This window comes from Cellulomonas wangsupingiae, assembly GCF_024508275.1.
GTDB lineage: Bacteria > Actinomycetota > Actinomycetes > Actinomycetales > Cellulomonadaceae > Cellulomonas > Cellulomonas wangsupingiae.
This window is the reverse complement of record NZ_CP101989.1, coordinates 3,248,935-3,274,319: the sequence shown is the minus strand read 5'-3', so window position 1 is coordinate 3,274,319 and position 25,385 is coordinate 3,248,935. Positions and strand designations below refer to the sequence as shown.

The window sequence follows — 25,385 nt, the reverse complement described above, 5'->3', positions numbered from 1 at the left end:
AGACGCCGGGCGAGGGCTGCGGACGGTGTGCAACCATGGTGCCGTGGCCCCCCGCGCAGACGGACGTCTGAACCACGACCTTCTACCCGGCGAGCAAGGCCCGCAGGACGCCTGCGGAGTCTTCGGCGTCTGGGCACCCGGCGAAGAGGTGGCCAAGCTCACCTACTTCGGCCTCTACGCGCTGCAGCACCGCGGGCAGGAGTCGGCGGGCATCGCGACGTCGAACGGCTCGCAGCTGCTCGTCTACAAGGACATGGGCCTGGTCTCCCAGGTCTTCGACGAGACGGCGCTGAACGCCCTGCAGGGGCACATCGCGATCGGCCACACGCGCTACTCCACGACCGGTGGCTCGACGTGGGAGAACGCCCAGCCGACGCTGGGGGCGACCGCGGCCGGCACGGTCGCGCTGGGCCACAACGGCAACCTCACCAACTCCGCCGAGCTCGTCGACCTCGTCGCCGAGCGGTACGGCAGCCAGCGTCGCGGGGAGCTCGCGCGCGGCAACACGACCGACACCGCCCTCATCACCGCCCTGTTCGCCGGGGACCCGGACCACACGCTGGAGGCGACGGCCCTCGAGGTGCTGCCGCGGCTGCGCGGCGCGTTCTGCCTGGTCTTCATGGACGAGCGCACGCTGTACGCCGCGCGCGACCCGCAGGGCGTGCGCCCGCTCGTGCTCGGCCGCCTGGAGCGCGGGTGGGTCGTGGCCTCGGAGACGTCGGCCCTCGACATCGTCGGTGCGTCCTACGTGCGCGAGGTCGAGCCCGGGGAGTTCATCGCGATCGACGCCGACGGCCTGCGCTCGACGCGGTTCGCGCCGATCGACCGCGCCGGCTGCGTCTTCGAGTACGTCTACCTCGCGCGGCCGGACACCACGATCAACGGTCGTTCCGTGCACGCGGCGCGCGTCGAGATGGGCCGCCGGCTGGCCGTCGAGCACCCGGTCGAGGCCGACCTCGTGATCCCCGTCCCCGAGTCCGGGACGCCCGCCGCCGTGGGGTACGCGGCGAAGTCGGGCATCCCGTTCGGCCAGGGGCTGACGAAGAACGCCTACGTCGGGCGCACGTTCATCCAGCCGTCGCAGACGCTGCGCCAGCTCGGCATCCGGCTCAAGCTGAACCCGCTGAAGGACGTCATCCGCGGCAAGCGCCTCGTGGTCGTGGACGACACCATCGTCCGGGGCAACACGCAGCGCGCGCTGGTGCGCATGCTGCGGGAGTCGGGGGCCGCGGAGGTCCACATCCGGATCACGGCGCCACCGGTGAAGTGGCCCTGCTTCTACGGCATCGACTTCGCGTCGCGCGCCGAGCTCATCGCCAACGGCCTGGGGGTGGAGGAGATCGCCCGCTCGCTGGGCGCCGACTCGCTGGGCTACCTGTCCGAGGAGGGCATGATCGCCGCCACCGAGCAGCCTGCGTCGCAGCTGTGCACCGCCTGCTTCAGCGGCCGGTACCCCATCGAGCTGCCGCCCTCCGAGCGGTTGGGCAAGCACCTGCTGGAGCAGAACCAGCTGCCGTTGGGGCAGCCCGAGGACGGTCTGCTCAGCATCGTCCCGGCGGCCGGTGGCGCATCCGCGCTGGAGCACCCGTGAGCGCGCCGCAGCCGGTCACGTACGCGTCCGCGGGCGTGGACACCGATGCGGGGGACCGGGCGGTCGAGCTCATGAAGGGCGCCGTGCGCGCCACGCACGGACCGCAGGTCCTCGGCGGCGTCGGCGGGTTCGCCGGCCTGTACGACGCGGCGGCGCTCACGGCGTACCGCCGGCCGCTGCTCGCGACGTCCACCGACGGCGTGGGCACGAAGGTCGCGATCGCGCAGGCCATGGACGTGCACGACACCATCGGGTTCGACCTGGTGGGGATGGTCGTCGACGACATCGTCGTGGTCGGCGCGCGCCCCCTGTTCATGACGGACTACATCGCGTGCGGCCGGGTCGTCCCCGAGCGGATCGCCGACGTCGTGCGCGGCATCGCGGCCGCCTGCTCGGTGGCGGGCACCGCCCTCGTCGGGGGCGAGACGGCGGAGCACCCCGGGCTGCTGGGCCCCGACGAGTACGACGTCGCCGGTGCCGCGACAGGGGTCGTCGAGGCCGACGAGCTGCTCGGCCCCGACCGCGTGCGTGCCGGTGACGTGCTCGTCGCGCTCGGCTCGTCCGGGCTGCACTCGAACGGGTACTCGCTGGTGCGCCGGGTGGTGCAGGTCGCGGGCTGGGGCCTGGACCGGCACGTGGACGAGCTGGGCCGCACGCTCGGTGCCGAGCTGCTGGAGCCGACGCGGGTCTACGCGGCGGACTGCCTGGCGCTCGTGGAGCAGTTCGGTGCGGACCGGGTGCACGTGTTCAGCCACGTGACGGGCGGCGGACTGGCGGCGAACGTCGCGCGCGTCCTGCCCCCGGGCCTGGTCGCCGACGTCGACCGCGCGGCGTGGGTGCTGCCGCCGGTGTTCTCCCTGGTGCAAGGGCTCGGCGCCGTCCCGTGGAGCGACCTCGAGAACACCCTCAACCTGGGTGTCGGCATGGTGGCGGTCGTGGCCCCCGAGGTCGCGGACGACGTGCAGCGCGCCGCCCGTGCGCTCGGCATGCCGGCGTGGGTGCTCGGGACCGTGCGGGACGCACGCGACGACGACGCGACGGCACCGGGCGTCGTGGCCGGCACCAAGGGCGTCCAAGGCGGCGCGGTGCGCCTGCACGGGAGCTACCGCACGGCCTGAGCAGGGACCGCGCGCCCGTGCGCACGTCCCGCCCGCGTCCCGGAAGGACGTGGTCGGGACGCGGGCATGCTTCGCGGACGACCGCGCGGGGCAGATCGCCCGCGACGGGCCGCCCGGTACGGCGCAACGAGCCTCAGGCGCTCGACGGTGGCCGGGACGAGTCTCCCGAAGTGCTCAGATCTCTCGGAGCGCTCAGAACTCGTCGTCCTTGGGCCAGCGATCCCAACCGGCGGGGTCGTCGTCGTCCGTGCTGACCGCGCTGCGGCGGCTGTCCGTGACGACATCGTTGCGGCTGCTCGACGCGAGCTCCTGCTCGAGGGCTCGGTAGTTGGTCTCCGGGCTGAAGTACTTCAGCTCCCGGGCCACCTTCGTCTGCTTAGCCTTCTGACGGCCGCGCCCCATGGCATCGACCCCCTCTGACGTGGAAGCGGGGCGGCTCCGTGCTGACACGTGCGGCCCCGGGGTGCTGTTCAGTCTCTCTTCGTGTGGCAACGCTACATGGTCACGATCCATTCCGACCACCTGCGGCGCGGTGGGCTCGGCCACGTCGCCAGGGTGTGCACTGCACGCGTGACTGAGATGTTCTGACATGTGACTCCGAGCACCCGTCTGCGCGTGCCGATCTGTCGGGTTCGGGGGTGAATGTCCGTCCTGGGCCGTGGGGTTGCTCACATCATGAGACAAAGGCGGGGAGAAGCCGCGCCGCGAGCACCAGGGACGTTGGTCCCGGGTCGCCGCCGGGCCGCGCTGCGCCGCATTTGTCCAGGTCAGAGCCACGGATGCCGCGAACGGGAGGAAACCGCGCGGATGCCGACACTCCGCCATCGACCGCCGACCTGCGGCGAGAGGGGGAGGAGGTGTGTCCAGGTTCGGACGGGTTTAGGCTGGAGGGTGAAAGTGGCGCCCCAGGGACGTGGCGGCGGCCGCCGCGCTCCGGATCGGCGCGCAGGCGACCGGACGCACGTGCACCGGGGTGTCCTGAGGTGCCCGATGTGTCAGATTCAGTGCACGACCGCAGCGCCCCGCAGGTTCACGATCCAGCCAGGTGGGTCCGTCGGGGCGGGTCGCGACAAAGAAGGAGGTATCCCGTGTCCACCACGCACTCGTCAGAGGCTGAGGCACTCCTCACGCCGTCCGAGGTCGCCACGTTGTTCCGGGTCGACCCCAAGACGGTCACCCGCTGGGCGAAGTCCGGCAAGCTGTCCTCGATCCGCACGCTCGGCGGCCACCGCCGCTACCGCGAGTCCGAGGTCCGCGACCTGCTGAACGGCGTCCCGCAGCCCAGGACGACACCGCAGGAGTCGTAGCTCACGACCGGTCGGGGCCGACCGGTGGGTCAGGCGTCACGCGCGCCGCGGGGGAGCGCGCGAGACGTCGATGGTCCGCGGCGGTGCCGCCGGGTGCCGCGCCACCACGGTGGCGAACGACGGCCGCGGCAGGTCCTTCCGGGATGGCCCGGGAGCACCTGCTGCGGCCGTCGTGCTGTGCGTCCGCCGTGCCGTCGGGCGGACGCGTCGAAGGTCAGTGCCGGGTCGCCTTGCGCACGATGCCGGCGACCACCAGGACGACGACGACCCCCGCCACCGCGACGATCTTGCGGGCGCGGGCCCGGTCCTCCGGCAGGGCTGCCGGGTCGGTCGCGTCGAACATCAGGCGCCGGCCACGGGCGGCGGCCCGTGCGGCCTGGCGGCGCGGATCGACCTGCTCGACCAACGCGTCCACCGTCGAGGCGAGCTGCTCGCGCGTGAGGACCACCTCGGCCTCGAGCGCGACGATCTCGGGCGACGGCGTGGTCTCCTTCTCGCTCACCGGTGCAGCCCCTTCTTGACGGTGTCGACGTCCTCCTGGACGTTCTCCATGGCGCGCTCCGGCACCGGCGGGACCCCCTTCTTGACGTGCTTGAGCCCTACGAACGCGAGCACCGCGACGACCACGAGCAGGACCAGGGAGACGATCAGGGCGGCGAGCCACGGCGCGACGACCGTCGCCAGCCCGAGGATCGCGGTCGTGATCAACGTGGCCAGCAGGTACAGCGCGAGCACGGCGGCACCGGCCAGCAGGCCGGCTCCGATGCCCGCCTCCTTGGCCTTCGCCGTCACCTCCGCCTTCGCGAGCGCGATCTCCGCGCGCACGAGACGAGATGCCTGCTCGGTCACGTCGCTGACGAGCTGACCGAGAGATCGGGGGTCCTCGGGGGCATCGGGACGGGTGTCGCTCCCCCAACCGGAGTGCGTGACCATTCGACGACCTTCCTCACCTGCAGAGACGGTTGCTGCCGGAGGACTTCAGTCTGCAGGTCCGCCCGCCCGCGCGCGAGGGCGGGGCCCGGCGGGTCGCCGTCGGGTGGTCGTCTCAGGGGCTCAGTCGGCCCAGGGGTGCACGAGCTCCTCGGCCGGGTGCGTGCTCGACGGCACGGGGATCACCGGGTTGCCGGACGGCAGCTTGGCGCGGCCCCATGCTGCCGCCCCGGCGGCCGCGAGGATGAGCGCGACGCCGACGACGAGCGCGGCGAGCCAGGTCGGCATCGCCAGCGCGAGGCCGGCGACCGCACCGAACGCGAACAGCGCGATGCCGATGACGGTGAGCAGGGCCGCCGCGCCGAAGGCGATCGCGGAGGGCCGGATGCGGACCGCGCGCGTGCGGACGCTGCGCCCCACGGCGTCGAGCTCGTGCTGCACCGCGGCCCGGACCTTGTCCTCCGCCCGTTCGATCCGGTCACGAGCGCGCTCGGCGAGCGGGTCGGTCAGGCGGTCGATGATGCTGGGGCGGTGGCGGTCGGTCGTCGTGGTCACGGGGGTGTCCTCGGTCGGCGGGTGCTGTACGTCCACGGTAGGTGCGCAGGGGTCGCCGATGAGCGGGACGATGGGCCCGAGTCGGACGCCTGACCGGGTGAGACGCCGACGCCGGGGGTCGAGCAGGCAGCGGCCGGACGACGCCCGCATCGTGGTGCCGGCCGGGAGCCGGAGCGCGGCCCGGGGCGTCGAGACCTGGGGCGTCGAGACCCGGGGCGTCGAGGTGAGCGGCGAGGGCGTGGGGTGTCGGCTCAGGCGCCGGACATGGCGACGGCCCCGGCGGGCGTCCCGCGGGGCCGTCTGGTGTGGCTCCGACCGGCGTCGATCCGGTGACCTTTCGATTTTCAGTCGAACGCTCTACCAACTGAGCTACAGAGCCTCGCAGCGAGATACCGACCTCTCGGTCGGCCCTCGCAGCGACCCCGACGGGACTTGAACCCGCGACCTCCGCCGTGACAGGGCGGCGCGCTAACCAACTGCGCTACGGGGCCTCGTGGTGGCCGGAGCCACCCTGAAGCTTTCCTGCTGTACTGCTCGTACCCCCAACGGGATTCGAACCCGTGCTACCGCCGTGAAAGGGCGGGGTCCTAGGCCGCTAGACGATGGGGGCGGGTTGTCCGCCCCTGACGTCGAGGCGTCGGAAGACCGGTGATGAGCATACGGTCTGGGGGCCGGAACTCCAAAGCGGGGGTGATCCCGCAGGTCAGGCGGGTGGTGGAAGGGCAGGATGGTGCCGTGGTGGAGATGACGCGCGAGGAGTTCGAGGACGCGGTGCGCGACGCGCTCGACGAGATCCCCGAGGAGCTCGCGGCGATGATGGACAACGTCGTCGTGCTCGTGGAGGACGAGGCACCGCCCGACGAGCCCGACCTGCTGGGGCTGTACGAGGGCACCCCGCTCACCGAGCGCGGGGAGTTCTGGGCGGCGGGGTCGCTGCCCGACCGGATCTTCGTCTACCGCCTGCCGACGCTGGCGATCTGCGAGGACCGCGACGAGGTCGTCGAGGAGGTGGCGATCACCGTGGTGCACGAGATCGCGCACCACTTCGGCATCGACGACGAGCGCCTGCACGCCCTCGGGTGGGGCTGAGTGGTGCGACGGGTGGCGCGCCGTACCCCCGTAGGCGCGCCACCCGTCACCTCCGGCCGTCGGACGGGACGGGCCGGGTGAGCCCTCGGCCGGGTGCTCGGCCGGGGGCGGGACCGTGGCGGGCGTCGCCGCCCGCCGTCGGGCCTCAGCTCGTGACGAGCCGCAGCCCGTACGCCTGCAGGATCTCCCCGACGGGCTGGAAGTACGTCGTGCCGCCCGTGCGGCAGTTCCCCGAGCCCCCGGACGTCACACCCTGAGCCTGCGTGCCCGCGAGAAGCGAGCCACCCGAGTCCCCGGGCTCGGCGCACACGGTCGTGCGGATCAGCCCGCTGACGGTGCCCTGGGAGTAGCGGACCGTCGAGCCGTAGGCCTGGACCGTGCCGCACCGCCACCCCGTCGTGCTGCCGGACCGGCACACGTACGCCCCGACGGCGGCCTGCTGGGAGCCGGTGACGCGCACCGTCCCGCCCGAGTAGTTGTTGACCAGGCCGCGCGGGGTGTTGCCCGCGGCGACCTGCACCCAGCCGTAGTCGTTGCCGGGGAAGGACGAACCGCGGAAGGTGCCCGTCGGCGACGTCGTCGGTGCGCCGACCGCGCCGCAGTGGCCTGCGGTGACGAAGCCGCCCTGGACCGCGAAGCCCACCGAGCACCGCGTGCGCGAGCTGATGTAGTACGCGTTGCCCCCGATGACGTCGATGAACGTCCGGGGGGCCTCGGGTGCCGCGGCCAGCGTCACGGCGTCGGCGGGCAGGCCCGCGGCCGCGACGAGCTCGGCAGCGGCGCCGGTGCCGCCGACGGCCTCCACGACGAGCTTGTTGGTCGGCACGTCGACGTACCAGGTGGCGACGGTGGCGGGCAGCCCAGCGGCGTCGAGGGTGGCGCCGAGCTGCTCGAGCTGCGCGAGGCTCCGGTCCACCGTCACGGTGGTGACGCCTGCGGCCATCGGCCCGCGGACCTTCGACGGGGTCGTCGTCGCGACGTGCACGGTGCCGGCGGCGGGGTCCACCCACGCGCCGGCGTAGGAGGTTCCGAGCGCCTGGGTCAGGGTGCGGACCCGGGTGGCCGCATCGGCCTGGAAGCTCAGGCGCTGCACCGCCTCGGCCCGGGGCACGCCCAGGTCTCTCTCGAGCGCGTCGACCATGCCCTCCGGGACGTCGCCGGCGGGTGCCGCCGCTGACGCCCCTCCGCCTGCGGCGAGGGGACCGACGAGCAGGGCGAGTGCGGCGAGCGCGACGGTGGCGGCGCGGCGGGTGCGTACTGCGGACGTTGTCATGGTCGTCCCTCCCGATCGGTGCGAGGCCAGTCACGCTAGCGTGTGACGCCAGTCAGAATCTAGAGGCGGGGCCAGTCAGGTAGCGGACCTGCTGCCGTGGTGCCCGGTCCGCCGCGGGTAGCGTGGCCGCATGGTCCGGATCGGTGTGGTGCTGCTGCCCCAGGAGCGCTGGGCGACCGCGCGGTCGCGCTGGCGCGCCGCGGAGGAGATGGGCTTCGACCACGCGTGGACGTACGACCACCTCGCGTGGCGCGACCTCGCGGACGAGCCGTGGTTCGCCACCGTGCCGCTGCTCGCCGCGGCCGCCGCCGTCACCGACCGCATCGGGCTCGGCACGTGGGTCGCGTCGCCCAACTTCCGTCACCCCGTGCCCTTCGCCAAGGACGTCATGGGCCTGGACGACGTGTCGGGCGGACGCTTCCTGCTCGGCGTGGGCGCCGGCGGCGAGGGCTGGGACGCGGGCGTGCTCGGCCCGGCACCGAGCCGCGCGGAGCGCACGCAGCGGTTCGCCGAGTTCCTCGGGCTGCTCGACAAGCTGCTCACGCAGGAGGTCACGGACCACGACGGCGCCTTCTACCAGGCCCGCGGCGCCCGCATGGTGCCCGGGACCATCGCCCGGCCGCGCACGCCGTTCGTCGTCGCCGCCAACGGCCCTCGCGCCATGGCGCTCGCCGCGCGGTACGGCCAGGGGTGGGCGACGTTCGGGCCCGGCACCGGTGTCGGCGACGGCGCCGACGCCGCCGCGGCGCAGGAGGCGTGGTGGGACGGCCTCGCGCGGATGGCCGACGCGTTCGACGAGGCGGCCGACGGCCGCGACGTCGGGCGGTGGCTCAGCCTCGACGGTGCGCCGCGGTTCTCGCTGACGTCCGCCGCGCTCGCCGTCGAGGGGGTCGAGCGGGCCGCCGCGCTGGGCTTCGGCGACGTCGTCGTGCACTGGCCGCGACCGTCGGGGGTCTACGCGGGCGACGAGCGCGAGCTCGAGCGGTTCGCCGCCGAGGTGCCGCGGCTGCAGGCCCTGGAGCCCGCCGCCCGCTGACCCGCCGGACTGGATTGCTCTCTCACGGGTTCGGCGGGGAGGGCTGGATCGTTCTCTCGCGCCCTGGGATGAGGGTCAGGGGGTGGGGCGGCGGTGGGCCTCCCAGGCGCTGGCGACCATCTGCTCGGGGGTGTGGCGCATGACCCAGTCGAGGTCGCGCGCGGCGGCCCGCCCGGAGGCGACGATGCGGGCGGGGTCGCCCGGGCGGCGCGGCGCGACCTCCGGGGTGAAGTCGATGCCGGTGACCTGCGCGACCGTCGTCATGATCTGCGCGACCGACAGCCCGTCGCCCGAGCCGAGGTTGTAGACGGGCGCCAGGGGCCGGCCGTCGGCCAGTGCCCGGGCGGCGGCCACGTGGGAGACCGCGAGGTCGGCGACGTGCACGTAGTCGCGGACGCACGTGCCGTCGGGTGTCGGGTAGTCCGTGCCGTTGATGCGCGGCGTGCGGCCCGCGGTCAGGGCGTCGAGGACCAGCGGGAAGAGGTTGTGCGGGCTCGAGTCGTACAGGTCCGGCGCGCCGGAGCCCACGACGTTGAAGTACCGCAGCGACGTGTGGCGCAGGCCCGTGGCGACGCCCTGGTCGCGCAGCAGCCACTCGCCGACGAGCTTGGACTCGCCGTAGGGCGACTCGGGGGACGTGGGGGTCTCCTCCGTGACGACGTCGACGTCCGGGGTGCCGTACACCGCCGCCGACGACGAGAACACGATCTGCCCGACGCCCGCGTCGGCCATGGCCTCGAGCAGGTGCGCCGTGCCGGTGACGTTCTGCTCGTAGGTGTGCAGCGGGCGCTGCACGGAGACCCCGGCGTACTTGAAGCCGGCGAGGTGGACGACGCCGGTCACCCCGTGCTCGACGAGGGCGGCGCGCACGGCGTCGGTGTCCACGACGGACGCCCGGACGAACGCCACGTCGTCCGGCACGAAGTCGCGGTGCCCGCTCGACAGGTCGTCCAGCACGACGGGCTCCAGCGTCGCGTCGCCCGTGCGGCGCGCCGCGTCCTGGAACGCGCGCACCACGTGCGCCCCGATGTACCCCGCCCCGCCCGTCACCAGCCATGTCATGTCCGGCAGCATAGTGAAGACAGGCGCCATTTCCAACACAATCGAACACGGTCGAACACAACCGCACGCTCCATCGGGTCGGCGTGATCGGCACGGGGTTTCGGGGGGTGTGCCCACGGGTGCGCGCGTACGCTCTGGGAACCCGCTTGCAGAGGTCCGGCGCCGGCGGGCGACGACGGGCGCCGCACGTCCGGCGGGGGGACGACGACGGGACGGTACGCGTGGGGCGGACGGCAGGGATGACGGCGCAGCGCCGGTACGACACCACCGCGGCGCGGGCCAGCCGGGCGGTGCTGCGGACGTACTCCACGTCCTTCGGCATCGGCACGCGCCTGCTGCCGCCGCGCTCGCGGACCGACATCGAGGCCGTGTACGCGCTGGTCCGCCTGGCGGACGAGGTCGTGGACACCTACCGCGGCCCGGACGCGGCCGCCGAGCTCGACCAGCTCGAGGCGCAGACGGCGCGCGCGCTGGTCACCGCGTACTCGACCAACGTCGTGGTCCACGCGTTCGCCCGCGCGGCGCGCCGCACCGGCATCGGGCACGGCGAGGTCGACCCGTTCTTCGCCTCCATGCGCGCCGACCTGTCCGTGCGCGAGCACGACCGCGCGTCGTACGACCGGTACGTCTTCGGCTCGGCCGAGGTCGTCGGCGTCATGTGCCTGAAGGTCTTCCTGTCCGCCGACGCCCGCCCCGGGCGCCCGCCGGTCGAGCCGCCGGACGACGCCGTCGCCGGCGCCCGTGCGCTGGGTGCCGCGTTCCAGAAGGTCAACTTCCTGCGCGACCTCGGCGCCGACCACGGCGACCTCGGGCGCTCGTACCTGCCCGGCGTCGACGCCGACCGGCTCACCGACGGCGACGTCCACGGGGTCCTCGACGAGGTCCGTGCCGACCTGGCGACGGCCCGCGCGGCGCTGCCGCTGCTGCCGCCGCGCGCCCGCGTGGCCGTGGAGGCCACCACGGCGCTGTACGACCGGCTGCTGGCCGACCTCGCGGTCACGCCGCCGGCCGAGCTCGCGCGGCGCCGCGTGCGCGTCCCCGGACCCGTCAAGGCCGCCGTCGTGGGCCGGGTCGTGGCTGCGGCCCTGGTGCGCGAGGCCGGTCAGCGCGCGCGCCGGGTGGTCGGCGCGTGAGCGGAGCACGTCGCGACCGGCCGTCCGAGCGGCGCGAGGGACCGGTGCGCGTCGTCGTCGTCGGCGGGGGCGTCGGTGGGCTGACGACCGCGGCGCTGCTCGCGCGCGGAGGTGCCCACGTCACCCTGCTGGAGCGGCACGACCAGGTCGGGGGACGCACGGGCACCTGGCACTCCGACGGCTTCCGGTTCGACACCGGGCCGTCGTGGTGGTTCATGCCCGAGGTCGTCGAGCACGCGTTCGCGCTGCTGGGCAGGCGCCTCGCCGACCACGTCGACCTGCAGCGTCTCGACCCCGCGTACCGGCTGTTCCCCGAGCCCGGGTCCGGCGTCGACCCGTTCGACGTGGTGGCCGACCCGGCGGTGAACGCCGCGACGTTCGACCGGCTCGAGCCGGGGGCGGGCGCGGCGATCGGGCGCTACGTCGCCGACGCGGGCGAGGCGTACCGGACGGCCCTCGACCACTTCCTGTACACGACGTTCGAGCGCCCCGACCGGGCGGTGTCCCGCGACGTGCTGCGCCGCTCCGGCACGCTGGCGGGACTGCTCACCCGCACGCTCGCGGACCACGTCGCGCAGACCGTCGAGCACCCCGTGCTGCGCCAGGTGCTCGGGTACCACGCCGTGTTCCTCGGCTCGTCGCCCTACCGCGTGCCGGCGCTCTACTCGCTCATGAGCCACCTCGACCTCGGCGACGGCGTGCACTACCCGCGCGGCGGCATGTACACGCTGGTGGAGGCGCTGGAGAAGGCCGCGGTCGAGGAGGGCGTCGTCGTTCGCACGGGCGCCGACGTCGTCGCCGTCGAGGTCGAGGACGCACCGCGCACGCGGCGGCACCCGCGCCGCCGCGGCGTCGCGCGCGGTGTGCGGCTCGCCGACGGCACGGTCGTCCCCGCGGACGTCGTGGTGTCCGGCGCCGACCGGCACCACACCGAGACCGCGCTGCTCGACCCCGCGCACGCGGACCTGCCCGCGGACGTCTGGGACCGGCGTGGTCCCGGGATCTCGGCGCTGCTCGTCATGGCGGGCGTCCGCGGCGAGCTGCCGGAGCTGGCGCACCACTCGCTGTTCTTCACCCAGGACTGGCCGGGCAACTTCGACGCGATCCTCGGCGCCGGGCGCGCGACGCCGCCGGACGGGCTGCGCGTGCCCGACGCCGCGTCCGCGTACGTCTCGCGGACCACCGCGACGGACCCCACCGCGGCGCCGCCGGGGCACGAGAACCTGTTCGTGCTCGTCCCGTTCCCCGCGGACCCGTCGATCGGCACCCGGCCCGGCGAGCTCGACGCGCACGCCGACCGCTACCTCGACCAGGTGGGCGCGTGGGCGGGGGTCCCGGGGCTGCGCGAGCGCGTCGTCGTGCGGCGCGTCGTGGGGCCGGCCGACTTCGCGCGGGACCTGTCCGCGTGGCGCGGGACCGCCCTCGGCATGGAGCACACGCTGCGCCAGTCGGCGATGTTCCGGCCGGGCGTCGCGTCGCACCGGGTGCCGAACCTGCTGCACGTGGGCGGGGGGACGGTCCCGGGCGTCGGGCTGCCGATGGTGCTCATCGGCGCCGAGCTCGTGGCCAAGCGGCTGCTGGGGGAGACGTCGTCGCGGCCGCTGCCGGCGCCCCTGCGGCCCGGGTACCTCGCCTCGGCGCTGCCGCGCGGGCTGTGGTCCGACGTCGTGGCGGGGCGTGCATGACGGCCCTGGTGTACCTCGGCGCGCTGCTGGTCTCGATCGGCGGCCTCGCGCTCATCGACCGCCGGTTCGGCCTCGCGTTCTGGTACGACGCCCGCCGGTCGGCGTGGACCGTCGGCCTCGGCGTCGTCGGGTTCCTGCTGTGGGACGTCGCCGGGCTGCTCCTCGGCATCTTCGCGCGCGGGGACTCCCCGCACATGACCGGGCTGCTGCTGGCGCCCGAGCTGCCGGTCGAGGAGGCCTTCTTCCTCACGCTGCTGTGCTACGTGGGGCTGCTGGCGTGGCGGTGGTTCGACCGGACGGCCGCCGGGCGCACGGCGCACCGGGAGGACGCATGACGAACATCGTGCTCAACGTCCTCGTGCTGGTCGCCCTGACCGTGGTGTCGTGGCCGGTGCTGCGCCGCATGCGCGGGTGGCCGCTGCTGTGGGCGACCGTGCACCTGTGCGTGCTCACCGCGGTCTTCGACACGATCATGATCGACGTCGGCCTGTACGTCTTCGACCCCGCCAAGATCCTCGGGGTCCACGTGTGGGGCGCCCCGCTGGAGGACTTCGCGTACGCGATCGCGGCCGCGGTGTTCGTGCCCGTGCTCTGGCGGGTGCTGGGCCGCTCGCCGCGGACGGCGTCACGCCCGGACGGCACGCACGACACCGAGAGCGCCCACGGCTGATGCGCGAGGTGCTGGCCGCGTCGCGGCCGTTCTCCTGGGTGAACACCGCCTACCCGTTCGCGGCGGGGTGGCTCATGGCCACCGACGGCCGCGTCGACGTGCGCCTGGTCGTCGGGACCCTGTTCTTCCTGATCCCGTACAACCTGCTGATGTACGGCGTCAACGACGTGTTCGACTACGCGTCCGACCTGGCCAACCCCCGCAAGGGCGGGATCGAGGGCGGGCTGGTCGACCCGTCGCGGGCCCGCGCGGCGCACCGGCGCATCCTCGTGGCCTGCGCGGTCACGACCGTGCCGTTCGTCGTGTGGCTCCTGGCCCTCGGCTCGCCGCTGGCGGGCGTCGTGCTGCTGCTGGTGCTGTTCGACGTGGTCGCCTACTCCGCGCCCGGGCTGCGGTTCAAGGAGCGGCCGGTCCTCGACTCGTTCTCGTCGGCCGTGCACTTCGTCGGGCCGCTGCTGTACGCGCTCGTGCTGGCCGGCGCGGACCTCGGCGCGCGCACCACGTGGCCCGTGCTCGTCGCGTTCCTGCTGTGGGGCACGGCCTCCCACGCGTTCGGCGCCGTGCAGGACGTGCGCGCGGACCGCGCCGGCGGCATCGCGTCCGTCGCGACCGTGCTGGGTGCGCGCCCGACGGTCCTCGCGGCCACCGCGGCGTACGTCGCCGCCGCGGCCGTGCTGCTGGCGCTGCCCTGGCCGGGCGTCCTGGCGGCGCTGCTGGCGCTGCCGTACGCCGTGAGCACGTGGCGCTTCCGCGACGTCACCGACGAGGACTGCGAGCGGGCCAACGCCGGGTGGCGGACGTTCCTGTGGCTCAACCTGCTCACGGGGTTCCTCGTGACGATGCTGCTCCTGGCGATCGCCCTGACCTGACGCGCCCGCGCGGTCCGCACCGCGCGGCCCGACCACCTTCAGCCGAGCAGGACGTCGCGCACCGTCGGCGCGTCGGGCGCGCTGTGCTCCACCACGACCGCGTCGCCCGCGCGCACCGACCCGCGCTGCACCACCCGCAGGTACGCGCCCACGCGGCCCTCGTCGCGGAACCGCCGCACCCAGCCGCGCTCGTCGTCCCCGCCGACCCACCGGGCGAACGTCGCGCACGGGGTGCGCGGCCCGGTCACCTCCAGCACGACGCCGTCCCCGACGCGCCACCGGTCGCCGATCCGCGCCGCGTTCGGGTCCAGGCCCTCGACGCGCAGGTTCTCCCCGAACCACCCCGGCGGCAGCTCGCGGCCCAGCTCGCGGGCCCAGTGCTCCGCGTCGTCCTGCCCGTACGCGTAGACCGCCTGGTCCGCACCGCCGTGGTGCTTGCGGTCGGCCTGCACGTCGGCGCGCAGCCCGTACGGCCCGACGCGCACGGGTCCGTCGACGGCGCGCTTGTCGATCGCGGTCACGCCGACGGGACCGGAGTCGGGGCGCAGGGCGTGCACGACGCAGACGGCGAGGATCGAGGCCACCGGACCAGGGTAGGCAACCACGGGAGCGGTGTTGCCGCCTCCGCACCGGACGGTCGCGGCCGGCGCGGCGGCCGGGCGCCGGCGGGATACCGTGCGGGCCGTGCGTCCCACCGACAGCCCTCCCCGCCGGCAGCCGGCCCTCCGGCGCCTCGTGACGCGGGCGGGACGGAACGTCGGGCTGCTCGTCGTGGGGCTCGTCGTCGGGGTGCTCCTCGCCCCGATGATCCGGGACTACGCCCTGCTGGGGGTCGTCCTGCTGCCCGTGGCGCTGTGGACGCTGGCCAACCGCTCGGCGCTCGCCGCGACGGGCGGACGCGGCTTCGACCTGTCGCGCGCGCCGACGGCGGACCTGGTCGCCATGACGATCGGGGTGCTGCTGGCGGTGCCCGCCGCGGCGGCGGCCGTCGACGGCCCGCCGTGGCGCGCCGCGGCGCTCGTGGTGGTCGTCGCCGTGCTGGGCTTCGGCGTGCTGGGGTACGCCGACGCCATCGCGCAGGGCGCGGCCCTGGGCCCGGCGGCCCGGCTGCGCAGCGCGCGCGCCGTGCGGCTGGTCGACGCGTCGCTGCGCGGGCTGCGCACGAGCTCGGGGCTGACGAACCTGTACCTCGCGGCGGTCGGCACGTGGCTGGCGTTCCCGCAGGCGTCGGACTGGTGGCCGGTCGCCGCGGTGGCCGTCACGGCGGTGCTGCACTCGGTGCTCGACGGTCGTCGGCACGCGCCGCGCGCCTCCGTCACACCCTGAGGGCTCGGAGCCGCCCGCACGGCGGGTGCCGGCCGCCTCGCCGTGCGGCGGGCACGGCGCCGTCGTACCGTCGCGACGGAGCCGGCGTGCGGCGCCGGGACGGGGGCGCGGCGTGGGGGGAGCGACGAGGTCGCACGCGGCGCGCGCGCTGCTCCGGGGCCCCGGCGGCGCCGTGCGGCTGGCCGGGCTGGTCTGCCTCGTCGTCGCGGTCGTCTGGCGCGGGCCGGTGGACACCGCGCTGTTCTCGCTCGTCCTGGCCGGCCTGGTCGTGCCGCTCGCGGCGGGTGCGCCGCGCGGCCTCGACGCGGCGTACGGCGTCGGCCTGCTCGCCGCGGCGTGGTGCGGTGCGCTCGACCTCTACCAGGCGGTGGGCTGGCTCGACGTCGTGATGCACCTCGTGGTCACCGGGCTCGTCGCCGCCGTGGCGCACCTGCTGCTCGCCCGCCGGACCGGGGCCGTCGCCTGCCCCGCGCGCACGAGCGGCGGCGCCGAGCGCGTGGGCGCGATCGCCGTGACGACCGCGCTCGGCCTCGCGCTGAGCGTCCTGTGGGAGGTCGGGGAGTACCTGGCGAACACGTACGTCGACCCCACCATCTACGTCGGGTACGCGGACACCGTGGGGGACCTCGTCGCCGGCGGTCTGGGGTCGGCCGTCGCGGGGGCGTGGCTGACGGCGGCGCAGGGGGCCGGCCGGTCGTCGGACGACGGGCGCGCTCGACGCCCCGGCCCATCTTCTGGCCGCGCGGTCCCGCACGGCCCGACGTAGCCTGCGGGCGTGACCGACCGGCCGGCCGCGCGGGCTCCTGCGCCACGCCACGCACGGCCCCACCCCGGACGGGTGCGGGCCGCCGTGCTCGTGCTGTGCGCCGTGCTGTCGGTCGGCAGCGGGGCGCTCGCGGCCGCCGGTGCGGGGGAGGAGTCACCGGACGCCGGCGGGTCGGCCGCCGCGCCACGCCGGGTGGTGCCCTCGCCCACGCCGTCACCCGCACCCACCTGCTCGCCGGCGCCGCTCGAGGCGCGTGCCGCCGCGACGCTCGTCGTGGGCCTGCCGGGCGTGGTGCGCGCCGACGAGCCGCTCGCGCGGGACGTCGTCGCGCTCGGGGTCGGCGGGGTGTTCCTCTCGGAGACGAACGTGCGTGACGCGCGCCAGGTCGCCGCCCTGTCCGCAGGGCTGCGCGCCGCGGCGGGCCGTCCGCTCCTGGTCTCCACGGACGAGGAGTCGGGGCGCGTCGCGCTCATGCGCGACGTCGTCGGTGCCGGCCCCTCGCCGCGGCGGCTCGCCCAGCGCGAGTCGCCCGAGCAGGTCCGGGCGAGGGCCGCCGCGACGGGGGAGGCGCTCGCGGCCGTGGGCGTGGACCTCGACCTGGCTCCCGTGCTGGACCTCGACGCAGGGCCGTCCGGCGGGGTGATCGGCGACCGGTCGTTCAGTGCCGACCCGGGCGTCGCGTCGCGCTACGGCCTGGCGTACGCCGCGGGCCTGGCCGACGCGGGCGTCACGCCGACCGTCAAGCACTTCCCCGGGCACGGCCGCTCGCGCGTCGACTCGCACCGCGAGTCCGACGTCGTGGCCGCAGGCCTCGACGAGCTGGCCGCGACCGACCTGGTGCCCTTCCGCGACGCGATCGCCGCCGGTGTCCCCGTCGTCATGCTCAACCACCTGCAGTACGCGGCCCTCGACCCGGACCTGCCGGCCTCCCTGAGCCCGCGCGCGTACGCGCTCCTGCGGACGATGGGGTTCACGGGTGTCGCGATCACGGACTCCGTCGGCATGGGCGCGGTCAACCTGCGCTGGGACTTCCCCGAGGCCGCGGTGCACGCGATCGCGGCGGGGGCCGACGCCGTCCTGGCCACCGACGGTGCCCAGGCGGTGCGGATGCGCGACGCGCTCGTCGAGGCCGTGCGCAGCGGCCGGCTCCCCGAGGCGCGGCTGTCGCAGGCCGCGGCCCGCGTGACCGCGCTCGCGGGCGGGGACCCCGTCGCGATGTCGTGCCTGGACGTGGAGCTGCCGACGCCGTCCCGCTGACGGGTCAGTCCTGCTTGGCGGCGCCCCAGCCGTGCCAGCGGTCGACCTCGACGCGCACGCTGACGCGCGGCCGGTCCCGCACCGGGTAGGGCTTGCCGCCGTAGTGCGTCGACAGGCGGTCGATGTCCACGAGGTCGACGTCGTCGCTGATCTCCACGACCCGGCCCTGCAGGCTGACGTGCGTGTACCAGCTCTCCTCGCTCAGCGCCGTCAGCGAGACGTGCGGGTTGGTCCGCAGGTGCGCGAGGCGCGCCCGCGACGCGTCGAGGTTGAGCAGCACGCGGCCGTCGTCCTCCAGCAGGTACCAGGTGGCGACGGTGACGGGGTACCCGTCGGGGTGGACCGTGCCCATGACCGCCGGGTTGGGGCGGGCGAGCAGCGCGGCGACGGCGTCGGGCAGGGGAGGCTTCGGCACGGGTGGACCTTTCGACGAGGGCGGGTGCGGGGTCCAGCCTGCCGCGCGGCGACGGGACCGCGCACGCTGAGGGCTCGGGTTCGGCCGGTTCAGGCGAGCAGCGCGCGGGCGCGGTCGTACTGCCGGGGGAGCGGCAGGTCGGCGCCCAGCGCGACGGCCGCCCGGTGCGGCCAGAACGGGTCGACGAGCAGCGGGCGGGCCAGTGCGACGGCGTCGGCGGACCCGTCGGCGACGACCCGCTCGGCCTGCACGGGGTCGGTGATCGCGCCGACCGCGATCGTCGGCATCCCGCTCTCCGCACGCACGCGCGCCGCGAACGGCACCTGGTAGCCCGGCTCGACGGGCACGTGGACGCCCGGCAGGTTGCCGCCCGTCGAGACGTGCACCATGTCGACGCCCAGCGGCGCCAGGTCCCGAGCGAGGCGCACGGTGTCGTCCGCCGTCCACCCGGCCGGCTCGACCCAGTCGGTCGCGGACACCCGGACCAGCACCGGCATCGTGTCCGGCACCGCGGCGCGGACTGCCGACGTCACCTCGCGCACCAGGCGCGTGCGGTGCTCGAACGGTCCGCCGTACGCGTCGTCGCGCACGTTGGAGTCCGGGGAGCAGAACTGGTGCAGCAGGTACCCGTGGGCGGCGTGCACCTCGACCACGTCGTACCCCGCGGCGACCGCGCGGCGGGCGGCGGCCGCGAACGCCGCCACGACGTCCGCGACCCCCTCGGTCGTCAGCGCGGTGGGCGTCGGGTGGCCGTCGGCGAACGGCACGGCGCTGGGGCCCACGACCGGCCAGCCGCCCGCGCCGGGAGCCAGCGGGCCGCCGCCGTGCCACAGTGCGTCGGTGCTCGCCTTGCGCCCGGCGTGCGCGAGCTGGATCCCGGCCGGCACGCCCTGGGCGTGCAGCAGGTCGACGACCCGGCGGTGCGCGGGGACCTGCGCGTCGTCCCACAGCCCCAGGTCGAAGGGGCTGATCCGGCCCTCGGGCACGACGGCCGTCGCCTCGACGATGACGAGGGCCGCTCCGCCCGCGGCCCGTGCGCCGTAATGCTGCACGTGCCAGTCCGTCGGTGCCCCCGCGTCCGGGCCGTCCGCGGCGGCCGAGTACTGGCACATCGGCGCCATCCACACGCGGTGCGCGAACGTCGTGCCGCGCAGGGTCAGGGGGGAGAACAGGGCCGAGGGCATGGGGTCCTTCTGCGTCGGTGCGGGCGTCGGATCGGCCCTCGACGTTACGCGACGCGGGTCCCGCGGTCGGGCGCCCGTCACACGTCCTGCAACGCCCCGGGCACACCGAGGTCGTGGCGGGCGGGACGGCGCTCCTCGGGCTGGCGGGGACCTCGCTGACGTTCGGGCTGTGGTGGGCGTACCACGTGATCCCGAGCGAGCTGGTCGGTCACCGGCACGACGAGCGGGTGCTCGCCGCGATGTAGCCGGGTGCGGCCTGCGTGCTCAGCATGCGGGAGCCGGCTCGTCGATCCGTGGGGTCGCCGCGCCGTCGGCCGGGTAGACGCGGGTGATGGACAGCACCGCCGGTGCCGTGGTCACGTTGCTCACGTGGTGCGCGCCGACCTCGGTGAAGGCCTCACCCGGGCCGAAGGTCTCCGACGTGCAGCCGGACTGCCGGACGACCTCGCCCGACCGCACGACGGCGATGACGATGCCCGGGTGGGAGTGCCACCCGGAGAAGCTCCCCGCCGGGTAGGTGAGGTCGAAGGTCGTCACGTTCGTCGGCCCGTGGCCCGTGAGCCTGACGCCGTCCTGCTGGGCCTTGAACGGGCGGCGCCCGTCGCTGTCGTCGAGCAGGCCGGTGACGGAGCCCGTGCTCACGGTGTTCCCGGATCCCGGGGTGGCGACGGCGGTGGTGACGACGGCGACGGCGCCGGTCGTGAGGAGGGCGGTGGCGGTGACGACGAGGGCGGTCCGGGTGCGCATGGCTGCTCCTGGTGCGGCGACGGTGCCACGGCCGCGCGCGCGGCGGCCTGAGGCCACCGTCCTCCTGGCGGTCGGCGCGGGTCAAGGCCGGTGCTGCCACGCGTCGAGGAGCGTCAGCGCCCTCGTCCTGGGCCTTGACAATAAATCTTGTCAGGAGGAGCGTGGGCGACATGCAGGACATCGAGGTCATCGAGAGCGTGGACGCCGCCGCCGCGGCGCTGGACCCCGTGCGGGCCCGGCTGCTCGGCGAGCTGACCGTCCCGGCGTCCGCCGCCGGGCTCGCCGCCCGCGTCGGCATCACGCGCCAGAAGGTCAACTACCACCTCAAGGCGCTCGAGGCGCACGGCCTGGTGGAGCTGTCCGAGGAGCGTCGGCACGGCGGCATCACCGAGCGGGTGCTGCAGGCGTCGGCGGCGAGGTACGTCGTCTCGCCCGCGGCGGTGACCGCGTCGGCCGCCGACCCGGACGCCACCGCCGACCGGCGGTCGGCGGGCTACCTGGTGGCGCTCGCGGGCCGGGTCGTGCGCGAGGTCGGCGCCCTCGCGCGCCGGGCCGGCACGTCCGGCGAGCGGCTGCCCACCTTGACGATCGACACGCGGATCGGCTTCCGGTCGGCGGCCGACCGTGCCGCCTTCGCCGACGACCTCACCGCCGCGGTGCTCGACCTGGCCGCTCGCTACCACCACGACGACGGGGAGCCGTACCGGCTCGTCGTCGCCGCGCACCCCGTCCCCGAGGAGGAGAGCTCATGAGCACCGCACCGCACGTCCCGTACCGCCTGCAGTTCAGCGTGGAGGTCCCCGGCACCCCGGAACAGGTGTGGGAGGCGATCGCCACAGCGAAGGGCATGAGCGCCTGGTTCCTGCCGACCGACATCGAGGAGCGCGAGGGCGGGTCCCTGCACGTCTCGATGGGCCCGGGAATGGGCTCGGACGGCCACGTCACCGGGTGGGAGCCGCCGCGCCGCCTCGTGTACGAGGAGGACTGGGCCGCCCTCATGGGCAAGGACCCCGACGATCTGAGCCCCTTGACGTCGGAGTTCGTCGTCGAGGCGCAGTCCGGCGGCACGTGCGTCGTGCGCGTCACCACCAGCGGCTTCGGTACCGGCGCCGACTGGGAGCAGGAGTGGTGGGACGACATGGGCACCACCTGGCGACCGTCCTTCGACGTCCTGCGCCTCTACCTCGCGCGCTTCGCCGGCCAGGAGGCCGCCCCGCTCGAGGTCAGCGCCTCCCACGCCGGCGACGAGCGCACGGTCTGGGCCGCGCTGCGCGGAGCGTTCGGGCTGGGGGACGTGGGCTCGACGGTCGAGGTGCGCGGTGCCACCGGGACGCTGGAGAGCGTCGGGGAGCGGCACGCCGTCATCGGGCTCACGGCGCCCGTGCCCGGGATGCTCAGCGTCGGCGTGTACGGCGAGGGCGAGGGGAAGGCCGGCGCGTTCGTCCGGGGTCACCTCTTCTCGCCGGACGCCGCGCAGTACGTGCGGCGCGAGGGGCCGGGCTGGCAGGCCTGGCTCCAGGGGCTGCCCGTCCCGGCCTGACCGGTCGCGTCGCTCAGGCGGGCGGCAACCGCATGACGACCCGCCGGGCGCCGCCCACCGTCGACCGGGTGTCGGCGACCTTGACGAAGCCCGCCCGCTCGAACATCGACCGCAGGCCGGGGTACGTGAAGATCGCGTCGACCTTGCGGTCGGTGTCGAGCGGGTACGCCTCCACGACGTCGGCCCCGTTGTCGCGCGCGAACGTCACCGCGCCCTCGAGGAGCTGCTGGCCGAGTCCCCGGCGGCGGCGGCCGGCCCGCGTGCGCAGGCAGAAGACCGCCCAGGGGTCGGCGCCGTCCACCCGGGGGTACACCGTCTCGTCGTCCAGCTCGGCCACCTGCGACCGCAGGGCGACACCGGCCCACCCGACGACGTCCGGCCCGTCGTACGCCAGGACGCCGGGGGCCGGGGTCCTGCCGCACAGCTCGAAGACCCGCGCGCGGCGTTCGTGCGCGTCGAGCCGTGCGGCCGTCGGCGCCCCGAGGCGGTAGGTGAGGCACCAGCACGCCGCGGCGTCGGGGCGGCGTCGCGGGCCGAGCATCTCCACGACGTCGTCGAAGACGTCCTGGGTCGCCGGCGCGAACCGCAGGCTCACAGCTCCATCGGGGTCAGGACCCCGATCTGCCACCCGTCGGGGCCGTCGAGCAGCTGGTAGACGTAGCGCTCCTGCTCCCGCCCGCCGTACGACCAGGTGACGTCCGCCCAGACGCTGTGCCGGGTGGCCGCGACCACCTGGACGCGCGGGTCGGCCTCGGTGACGCCCTCGTACGCCGACCAGCTGTCGGCGAACGACTCGCGGGTCTGCTCCCTGTCGCCCACCGCGATGCTCCGGCCGGGGAACGCGATGAGCGCCGGCACCGCGTACATGTCCGCGATCGCGTCCGCGTCGCGGGCGAGCAGCGCCCGGGCGTACCGCGCGAAGAAGTCGTCCGTGCCCTCGTGCATGGGTCGTCTCCCTCCTGTCGTGCCCTCGACGCTAGGGCCCTTCACCGACACGCCTGCGACGGTGTTGAGTCGGGGGATGGACGCTCGTCACACGCTCGCTGCCGCCTCCCGCGACGGGCACCTCGCGTTGCGCCGGGTGGAGCGCCACCACCGCATCCTCGAGCTGCTCGGCCACGGCGGGACCCTGACGGCACGCGTTCTCGCGGACCGGGTCGGCGTGTCGACGCGGACCGTGGAGCGCGACGTCGAGCGGCTGCGCGACGCCGGCGTGCCGTTCACGACCCGACCGGGACGAGGAGGCGGGATCGCCCTCGCGCCCGCGCGCCGGACCGCGGTGGTCGAGCTCGACGCCGGCGAGATCGCGGCGCTCGTCTCGGCGATGGCCGTCGTCGGCACGACCTCGAGCCCGTCGGCCGGGTCCGCGACGGCCAAGCTGGTCACCGCCCTGCGCTGACCGCGCCGCCGAGGTCGGCCCGGGATCGCGGGCAGCGGCGACAGGGGCGTCGTGGCGTCCGTCGCGGTCACCGGACCAGCCGGACGCGGGGGTCGTCCTCTGGGCGACGTACCCACTGGCAGGCTCCCGGTGGGCTGTGCGGTCGGGAGCTCGGGCGCGACCCTCGCACCGAAATGCCTCGAACCCTCCCGAGGGCGAATGGCACTGTGCGGGCATGACCACGACCGACGCCACCGACGCCGTGACCCTCGCCGCGGCGCACGGGCTGCACCTGGACCCCGCCACCGTGGCCGTCAACGACGCGGGCCTCGACTACCGCGTCGTCATGGCCGACGACCGGGCCGGGCGCCGCTGGGTCCTGCGCCTGCCCCGTCGCCCGGACGTCTCCGCAGGCATGTCAGCCGAGGTGCGCATCCTCGACCTCGTGCGCCCGGTGCTGGCCGACGACGGGGTGGCCGTCCCCGACTGGCAGGTCCGCGCGCCCGGGATCGTGGCGTACCCCGCGCTGCCGGGTGCGCCCGGCCTCACGCTGTCGGACGCGGGGGAGCCCGTCTGGCACATGGACCCCGCGTCGCCCGACTACGCCCTGCGGCTGGGCCGGCTGCTCGCGCGGCTGCACTCGGTGCGGGTCGAGCAGGCCGCGGTCGCGGAGGTGGAGGTCCGCACCGCCGCGCGGGTCCGCCAGGTGTGGCGGGACGACGTCGCCCGGGTGTGCGACGAGTTCACGGTCGCCCCCGCGCTCGTGGACGCGTGGCAGGCGTGGCTCGACGACGACGTCTGCTGGCCGGACCACACGGTCATGACGCACGGCGAGATCTACCCCGCGCACGTACTGCTCGACGACGACGGCGTCATCACCGGCGTCCTCGACTGGACCACGGCCCGCGTCGACGACCCCGCACGCGACTTCTCCGCCCAGTACGGGGCGGGCGGCGAGGAGATGCTCCGCGTGAGCCTCGCGGCGTACGAGGAGGCGGGAGGACGCGTGCACGCCGGCCTCGCCGCGCAGGCCCGGCACCTGTGGGAGGCGTTCCCGGTCGTGTACGCACTGTTCGCGCTCACCACCCGGGCCGAGAAGGACATGGAGGCGGCCGCCGCCATGCTGGACCCGGATCAGACCGACTGACGGGGGTCGGCCGCTCGGCGGGGCAGGCGCGGTCTCGCGGGAGCACCGCGCGGGTGGGCCCCGTGGGGATCGAACCCACAACCCGCGGATTAAAAGTCCGCTGCTCTGCCAGTTGAGCTAGAGGCCCGGGTGATGAGGGGTTTCATTCGTGGAAACCACGGGACAACACCCGTGTCGTCCGCGTGCGGCGGTGAGGGCCGCTGCGGCTGACGAGGTCGACGGTACAGGCTGGTCAGAGCCGGTGGCGGAGGCCTCGTCGGGATCGTGTGGCTGCCGACCGCCCTGCGACCCCGCCGGCTGCGCATGCTGCTCGCCGACCCCCGGCTCCAGGCACGCAACCGCGGTCCACGACGCAAGGGGCCCGACGACGACGGCGTCGACCTGCCCGCGCCGACCGGTCCGACGGAGGTGCGCACGCCGGCCACCCCGGCGCTCGTCGCGGCGCAGGCGCCGGCTGGGCACGGTTGTCAGGCGGGGAGCACGTACCGGTACATCAGCAGGTAGTGCAGCACGGAGGCGAGCACCACCAGCACGTGCCAGATCTCGTGGAAGCCGAGCACGCCGGGCAGGGGGTTGGGCCGCTCGACGACGAACACGACGAACCCGACGCTGTAGACCAGCCCACCGGCGGCCATCAGCACGTACGCCCCCACGGGCAGGGCGACACCGGCGCCGACGAGCACCACCGGCATCCAGCCCATCGCGATGTACAGCGTGTTCGTCACGTACTTGGGCAGCTCGCGCAGCGCCGACCGCAGCGCGATGCCGATGGCGGCGACCACCCAGACCGCTCCCAGCACGGCCCAGCCGTACGCGTTGCGGAACAGCACCAGCACCAGCGGCGTCACCGACCCGGCGATCAGGACGAACACCGACGCGTAGTCGAGCGTCCGCAGCACGCCGTTGACGCGCGGCCCCCGGTCGATGCCGTGGTGCAGCGTGCTGGCGACGAACAGCAGGAGCACGGACGCGGCGTAGACGCTGAGCCCGACGACCTTCCAGAGGTCGCCCTCGGTGACCGCCTGGGCGACGAGCACGGCGCCCCCGACGAGCGCGAAGCAGCTCGCCGCGAGGTGCGTGACGGTGTTGACCCGCTCGTCGGTGACGTGCACGCTGCCGTCGCGGCTGAGCCGCGGTGGTGGGGCCGTCCCCGGCGTCGGCGTGGTGCGTGCGGACGTGGTCTCCACCGTTCGTTCCTCCTGGTCAGCCGTCGACTCGGCTCGTCCGGGAGCCTACCCGCGCGGCCCGACCGCAGCGGCGGTACACGTCCCGCTCCGGGGTGGGCGGTTCGTCACAGCGCGACGAGG

At 75.0% G+C, this 25,385-nt stretch carries 31 protein-coding genes and 4 tRNA genes; 18 read left to right on the top strand and 17 right to left on the bottom strand.

All coding sequences use genetic code 11. From position 1 onward, the window contains the following. The first annotated feature begins 43 nt into the window (after positions 1 to 43). A complete protein-coding gene (gene purF, locus NP075_RS15160; protein ID WP_227565171.1) occupies positions 44 to 1,591 on the top strand; it encodes an amidophosphoribosyltransferase in 1,548 nt (515 codons plus the stop codon). Next, entirely contained in the window at positions 1,588 to 2,709 is a 1,122-nt protein-coding gene (purM, locus tag NP075_RS15155) for a phosphoribosylformylglycinamidine cyclo-ligase (protein ID WP_227565172.1), read from the top strand. The genes purF and purM overlap by 4 nt, the downstream gene beginning before the upstream one ends. Positions 2,710 to 2,901: 192 nt before the next feature. Here the strand turns inward: purM and NP075_RS15150 are convergent, their stop codons facing one another. Continuing rightward, positions 2,902 to 3,111, bottom strand: coding sequence for a DUF3073 domain-containing protein (locus NP075_RS15150; protein WP_227565366.1), 210 nt, complete (start codon positions 3,109 to 3,111; stop codon positions 2,902 to 2,904). A gap of 686 nt (positions 3,112 to 3,797) precedes the next feature. Between NP075_RS15150 and NP075_RS15145 the strand changes: the two genes are divergently transcribed. Beyond that, on the top strand, positions 3,798 to 4,016 hold the full coding sequence (locus NP075_RS15145; protein WP_227565173.1) for a BldC family transcriptional regulator: 219 nt from the start codon (positions 3,798 to 3,800) through the stop codon (positions 4,014 to 4,016). A gap of 214 nt (positions 4,017 to 4,230) precedes the next feature. Here NP075_RS15145 and NP075_RS15140 read toward each other — a convergent pair whose 3' ends face one another. From NP075_RS15140 to NP075_RS15115, 6 genes are all read right to left on the bottom strand, one after another. Then, complete coding sequence (locus NP075_RS15140) at positions 4,231 to 4,518, bottom strand: DUF3618 domain-containing protein (RefSeq protein ID WP_227565174.1); 288 nt, start codon at positions 4,516 to 4,518, stop codon at positions 4,231 to 4,233. Next, complete coding sequence (locus NP075_RS15135; protein WP_227565175.1) at positions 4,515 to 4,949, bottom strand: phage holin family protein; 435 nt, start codon at positions 4,947 to 4,949, stop codon at positions 4,515 to 4,517. Before NP075_RS15135 ends, NP075_RS15140 begins: the two co-directional genes overlap by 4 nt. Positions 4,950 to 5,069: 120 nt before the next feature. Further along, a complete protein-coding gene (locus tag NP075_RS15130; protein WP_227565176.1) occupies positions 5,070 to 5,501 on the bottom strand; it encodes a phage holin family protein in 432 nt (143 codons plus the stop codon). 306 nt (positions 5,502 to 5,807) lie between these two features. After that, positions 5,808 to 5,880, bottom strand: a tRNA-Phe gene (locus tag NP075_RS15125). 38 nt (positions 5,881 to 5,918) lie between these two features. Next, a tRNA-Asp gene (locus tag NP075_RS15120) sits at positions 5,919 to 5,992 on the bottom strand. Between the two features lie 46 nt (positions 5,993 to 6,038). Further along, positions 6,039 to 6,111, bottom strand: a tRNA-Glu gene (locus tag NP075_RS15115). Positions 6,112 to 6,245: 134 nt separating this feature from the next. Here NP075_RS15115 and NP075_RS15110 point away from each other — a divergent pair. Then, the gene (locus NP075_RS15110) at positions 6,246 to 6,590 is read left to right on the top strand and encodes a metallopeptidase family protein (protein WP_227565367.1); all 345 of its coding nucleotides are present in this window, start codon (positions 6,246 to 6,248) and stop codon (positions 6,588 to 6,590) included. A gap of 145 nt (positions 6,591 to 6,735) precedes the next feature. On the opposite strand, the gene NP075_RS15105 is transcribed toward NP075_RS15110, so the two are convergent. Beyond that, positions 6,736 to 7,863, bottom strand: coding sequence for a S1 family peptidase (locus tag NP075_RS15105; RefSeq protein WP_227565177.1), 1,128 nt, complete (start codon positions 7,861 to 7,863; stop codon positions 6,736 to 6,738). A 130-nt stretch (positions 7,864 to 7,993) separates the two neighbouring features. Here NP075_RS15105 and NP075_RS15100 point away from each other — a divergent pair, with 130 nt between their 5' ends. Continuing rightward, the gene (locus tag NP075_RS15100; RefSeq protein ID WP_227565178.1) at positions 7,994 to 8,899 is read left to right on the top strand and encodes an LLM class flavin-dependent oxidoreductase; all 906 of its coding nucleotides are present in this window, start codon (positions 7,994 to 7,996) and stop codon (positions 8,897 to 8,899) included. A gap of 75 nt (positions 8,900 to 8,974) precedes the next feature. Here NP075_RS15100 and galE read toward each other — a convergent pair whose 3' ends face one another. Further along, on the bottom strand, positions 8,975 to 9,961 hold the full coding sequence (gene galE / locus NP075_RS15095) for a UDP-glucose 4-epimerase GalE (protein WP_227565179.1): 987 nt from the start codon (positions 9,959 to 9,961) through the stop codon (positions 8,975 to 8,977). A gap of 239 nt (positions 9,962 to 10,200) precedes the next feature. On the opposite strand from galE, the gene NP075_RS15090 reads away from it, so the two are divergent. Genes NP075_RS15090 through NP075_RS15070 form a run of 5 tightly spaced genes read left to right on the top strand, consistent with a single transcriptional unit; the run spans position 10,201 to position 14,318 of the window. Continuing rightward, complete coding sequence (locus tag NP075_RS15090; RefSeq protein ID WP_227565180.1) at positions 10,201 to 11,094, top strand: phytoene/squalene synthase family protein; 894 nt, start codon at positions 10,201 to 10,203, stop codon at positions 11,092 to 11,094. Further along, on the top strand, positions 11,091 to 12,779 hold the full coding sequence (gene crtI, locus NP075_RS15085) for a phytoene desaturase family protein (RefSeq protein ID WP_227565181.1): 1,689 nt from the start codon (positions 11,091 to 11,093) through the stop codon (positions 12,777 to 12,779). Before NP075_RS15090 ends, crtI begins: the two co-directional genes overlap by 4 nt. Then, the gene (locus NP075_RS15080; RefSeq protein WP_227565182.1) at positions 12,776 to 13,114 is read left to right on the top strand and encodes a lycopene cyclase domain-containing protein; all 339 of its coding nucleotides are present in this window, start codon (positions 12,776 to 12,778) and stop codon (positions 13,112 to 13,114) included. The genes crtI and NP075_RS15080 overlap by 4 nt, the downstream gene beginning before the upstream one ends. After that, positions 13,111 to 13,449: a lycopene cyclase domain-containing protein gene (locus NP075_RS15075; protein ID WP_227565183.1), complete on the top strand. Its 339-nt coding sequence runs from the start codon at positions 13,111 to 13,113 to the stop codon at positions 13,447 to 13,449. Before NP075_RS15080 ends, NP075_RS15075 begins: the two co-directional genes overlap by 4 nt. Further along, positions 13,449 to 14,318 (top strand): prenyltransferase, encoded by an 870-nt coding sequence (locus tag NP075_RS15070; protein WP_227565184.1) that lies wholly within the window; start codon positions 13,449 to 13,451, stop codon positions 14,316 to 14,318. Before NP075_RS15075 ends, NP075_RS15070 begins: the two co-directional genes overlap by 1 nt. Positions 14,319 to 14,356: 38 nt before the next feature. On the opposite strand, the gene NP075_RS15065 is transcribed toward NP075_RS15070, so the two are convergent. Beyond that, entirely contained in the window at positions 14,357 to 14,902 is a 546-nt protein-coding gene (locus tag NP075_RS15065) for an MOSC domain-containing protein (protein ID WP_227565185.1), read from the bottom strand. Positions 14,903 to 15,002: 100 nt separating this feature from the next. On the opposite strand from NP075_RS15065, the gene NP075_RS15060 reads away from it, so the two are divergent. From NP075_RS15060 to NP075_RS15050, 3 genes are all read left to right on the top strand, one after another. Further along, the gene (locus NP075_RS15060; protein WP_227565186.1) at positions 15,003 to 15,644 is read left to right on the top strand and encodes a hypothetical protein; all 642 of its coding nucleotides are present in this window, start codon (positions 15,003 to 15,005) and stop codon (positions 15,642 to 15,644) included. Positions 15,645 to 15,756: 112 nt separating this feature from the next. Next, positions 15,757 to 16,410, top strand: coding sequence for a DUF2238 domain-containing protein (locus NP075_RS15055; protein ID WP_227565187.1), 654 nt, complete (start codon positions 15,757 to 15,759; stop codon positions 16,408 to 16,410). Between the two features lie 9 nt (positions 16,411 to 16,419). After that, positions 16,420 to 17,667, top strand: a complete 1,248-nt coding sequence (locus tag NP075_RS15050; protein WP_227565188.1) for a glycoside hydrolase family 3 N-terminal domain-containing protein — start codon at positions 16,420 to 16,422, stop codon at positions 17,665 to 17,667. 4 nt (positions 17,668 to 17,671) lie between these two features. On the opposite strand, the gene NP075_RS15045 is transcribed toward NP075_RS15050, so the two are convergent. Then, a complete protein-coding gene (locus NP075_RS15045) occupies positions 17,672 to 18,082 on the bottom strand; it encodes a TIGR03618 family F420-dependent PPOX class oxidoreductase (RefSeq protein WP_227565189.1) in 411 nt (136 codons plus the stop codon). 89 nt (positions 18,083 to 18,171) lie between these two features. Further along, positions 18,172 to 19,266, bottom strand: coding sequence for an NADH:flavin oxidoreductase/NADH oxidase (locus tag NP075_RS15040; protein ID WP_227565190.1), 1,095 nt, complete (start codon positions 19,264 to 19,266; stop codon positions 18,172 to 18,174). Between the two features lie 113 nt (positions 19,267 to 19,379). Between NP075_RS15040 and NP075_RS15035 the strand changes: the two genes are divergently transcribed. Next, positions 19,380 to 19,511 (top strand): hypothetical protein, encoded by a 132-nt coding sequence (locus NP075_RS15035; RefSeq protein ID WP_255630097.1) that lies wholly within the window; start codon positions 19,380 to 19,382, stop codon positions 19,509 to 19,511. Positions 19,512 to 19,530: 19 nt separating this feature from the next. Here NP075_RS15035 and NP075_RS15030 read toward each other — a convergent pair whose 3' ends face one another. After that, a complete protein-coding gene (locus NP075_RS15030) occupies positions 19,531 to 20,013 on the bottom strand; it encodes a cupin domain-containing protein (RefSeq protein WP_227565191.1) in 483 nt (160 codons plus the stop codon). Positions 20,014 to 20,183: 170 nt separating this feature from the next. Here NP075_RS15030 and NP075_RS15025 point away from each other — a divergent pair, with 170 nt between their 5' ends. Then, positions 20,184 to 20,765: an ArsR/SmtB family transcription factor gene (locus tag NP075_RS15025; protein ID WP_227565368.1), complete on the top strand. Its 582-nt coding sequence runs from the start codon at positions 20,184 to 20,186 to the stop codon at positions 20,763 to 20,765. After that, on the top strand, positions 20,762 to 21,553 hold the full coding sequence (locus NP075_RS15020; protein WP_227565192.1) for an SRPBCC family protein: 792 nt from the start codon (positions 20,762 to 20,764) through the stop codon (positions 21,551 to 21,553). Before NP075_RS15025 ends, NP075_RS15020 begins: the two co-directional genes overlap by 4 nt. Before the next feature lie 13 nt (positions 21,554 to 21,566). On the opposite strand, the gene NP075_RS15015 is transcribed toward NP075_RS15020, so the two are convergent. Together NP075_RS15015 and NP075_RS15010 are read right to left on the bottom strand one after the other, a co-directional pair. After that, positions 21,567 to 22,148 (bottom strand): GNAT family N-acetyltransferase, encoded by a 582-nt coding sequence (locus tag NP075_RS15015; protein WP_227565193.1) that lies wholly within the window; start codon positions 22,146 to 22,148, stop codon positions 21,567 to 21,569. After that, on the bottom strand, positions 22,145 to 22,498 hold the full coding sequence (locus tag NP075_RS15010) for a DUF6841 family protein (RefSeq protein WP_227565194.1): 354 nt from the start codon (positions 22,496 to 22,498) through the stop codon (positions 22,145 to 22,147). Before NP075_RS15010 ends, NP075_RS15015 begins: the two co-directional genes overlap by 4 nt. Before the next feature lie 76 nt (positions 22,499 to 22,574). On the opposite strand from NP075_RS15010, the gene NP075_RS15005 reads away from it, so the two are divergent. Together NP075_RS15005 and NP075_RS15000 are read left to right on the top strand one after the other, a co-directional pair. Beyond that, entirely contained in the window at positions 22,575 to 22,952 is a 378-nt protein-coding gene (locus tag NP075_RS15005) for a helix-turn-helix transcriptional regulator (protein WP_227565195.1), read from the top strand. A gap of 214 nt (positions 22,953 to 23,166) precedes the next feature. Next, positions 23,167 to 24,078 carry a macrolide 2'-phosphotransferase gene (locus NP075_RS15000; RefSeq protein ID WP_227565196.1) on the top strand — a complete coding sequence of 304 codons (912 nt, stop codon included), beginning with the start codon at positions 23,167 to 23,169 and terminating at the stop codon, positions 24,076 to 24,078. A gap of 54 nt (positions 24,079 to 24,132) precedes the next feature. Here the strand turns inward: NP075_RS15000 and NP075_RS14995 are convergent. Together NP075_RS14995 and trhA are read right to left on the bottom strand one after the other, a co-directional pair. Beyond that, positions 24,133 to 24,205: transfer RNA gene (locus NP075_RS14995), tRNA-Lys, on the bottom strand. A gap of 340 nt (positions 24,206 to 24,545) precedes the next feature. Further along, the gene (trhA, locus tag NP075_RS14990) at positions 24,546 to 25,265 is read right to left on the bottom strand and encodes a PAQR family membrane homeostasis protein TrhA (RefSeq protein ID WP_227565197.1); all 720 of its coding nucleotides are present in this window, start codon (positions 25,263 to 25,265) and stop codon (positions 24,546 to 24,548) included. Between the last annotated feature and the right edge of the window lie 120 nt (positions 25,266 to 25,385).

Excerpts from the sequence above, each read along its gene's own strand:
- NP075_RS15150 (WP_227565366.1), bottom strand. The coding sequence starts at position 3,111 with ATGGGGCGCGGCCGTCAGAAGGCTAAGCAGACGAAGGTGGCCCGGGAG.
- NP075_RS15135 (WP_227565175.1), bottom strand. The coding sequence starts at position 4,949 with ATGGTCACGCACTCCGGTTGGGGGAGCGACACCCGTCCCGATGCCCCC.
- NP075_RS15110 (WP_227565367.1), top strand. The coding sequence starts at position 6,246 with ATGACGCGCGAGGAGTTCGAGGACGCGGTGCGCGACGCGCTCGACGAG.
- NP075_RS15105 (WP_227565177.1), bottom strand. The coding sequence starts at position 7,863 with ATGACAACGTCCGCAGTACGCACCCGCCGCGCCGCCACCGTCGCGCTC.
- NP075_RS15100 (WP_227565178.1), top strand. The coding sequence starts at position 7,994 with ATGGTCCGGATCGGTGTGGTGCTGCTGCCCCAGGAGCGCTGGGCGACC.
- galE (WP_227565179.1), bottom strand. The coding sequence starts at position 9,961 with ATGACATGGCTGGTGACGGGCGGGGCGGGGTACATCGGGGCGCACGTG.
- NP075_RS15090 (WP_227565180.1), top strand. The coding sequence starts at position 10,201 with ATGACGGCGCAGCGCCGGTACGACACCACCGCGGCGCGGGCCAGCCGG.
- NP075_RS15080 (WP_227565182.1), top strand. The coding sequence starts at position 12,776 with ATGACGGCCCTGGTGTACCTCGGCGCGCTGCTGGTCTCGATCGGCGGC.
- NP075_RS15075 (WP_227565183.1), top strand. The coding sequence starts at position 13,111 with ATGACGAACATCGTGCTCAACGTCCTCGTGCTGGTCGCCCTGACCGTG.
- NP075_RS15070 (WP_227565184.1), top strand. The coding sequence starts at position 13,449 with ATGCGCGAGGTGCTGGCCGCGTCGCGGCCGTTCTCCTGGGTGAACACC.
- NP075_RS15040 (WP_227565190.1), bottom strand. The coding sequence starts at position 19,266 with ATGCCCTCGGCCCTGTTCTCCCCCCTGACCCTGCGCGGCACGACGTTC.
- NP075_RS15030 (WP_227565191.1), bottom strand. The coding sequence starts at position 20,013 with ATGCGCACCCGGACCGCCCTCGTCGTCACCGCCACCGCCCTCCTCACG.
- NP075_RS15025 (WP_227565368.1), top strand. The coding sequence starts at position 20,184 with ATGCAGGACATCGAGGTCATCGAGAGCGTGGACGCCGCCGCCGCGGCG.
- NP075_RS15020 (WP_227565192.1), top strand. The coding sequence starts at position 20,762 with ATGAGCACCGCACCGCACGTCCCGTACCGCCTGCAGTTCAGCGTGGAG.
- NP075_RS15010 (WP_227565194.1), bottom strand. The coding sequence starts at position 22,498 with ATGCACGAGGGCACGGACGACTTCTTCGCGCGGTACGCCCGGGCGCTG.
- NP075_RS15005 (WP_227565195.1), top strand. The coding sequence starts at position 22,575 with ATGGACGCTCGTCACACGCTCGCTGCCGCCTCCCGCGACGGGCACCTC.
- NP075_RS15000 (WP_227565196.1), top strand. The coding sequence starts at position 23,167 with ATGACCACGACCGACGCCACCGACGCCGTGACCCTCGCCGCGGCGCAC.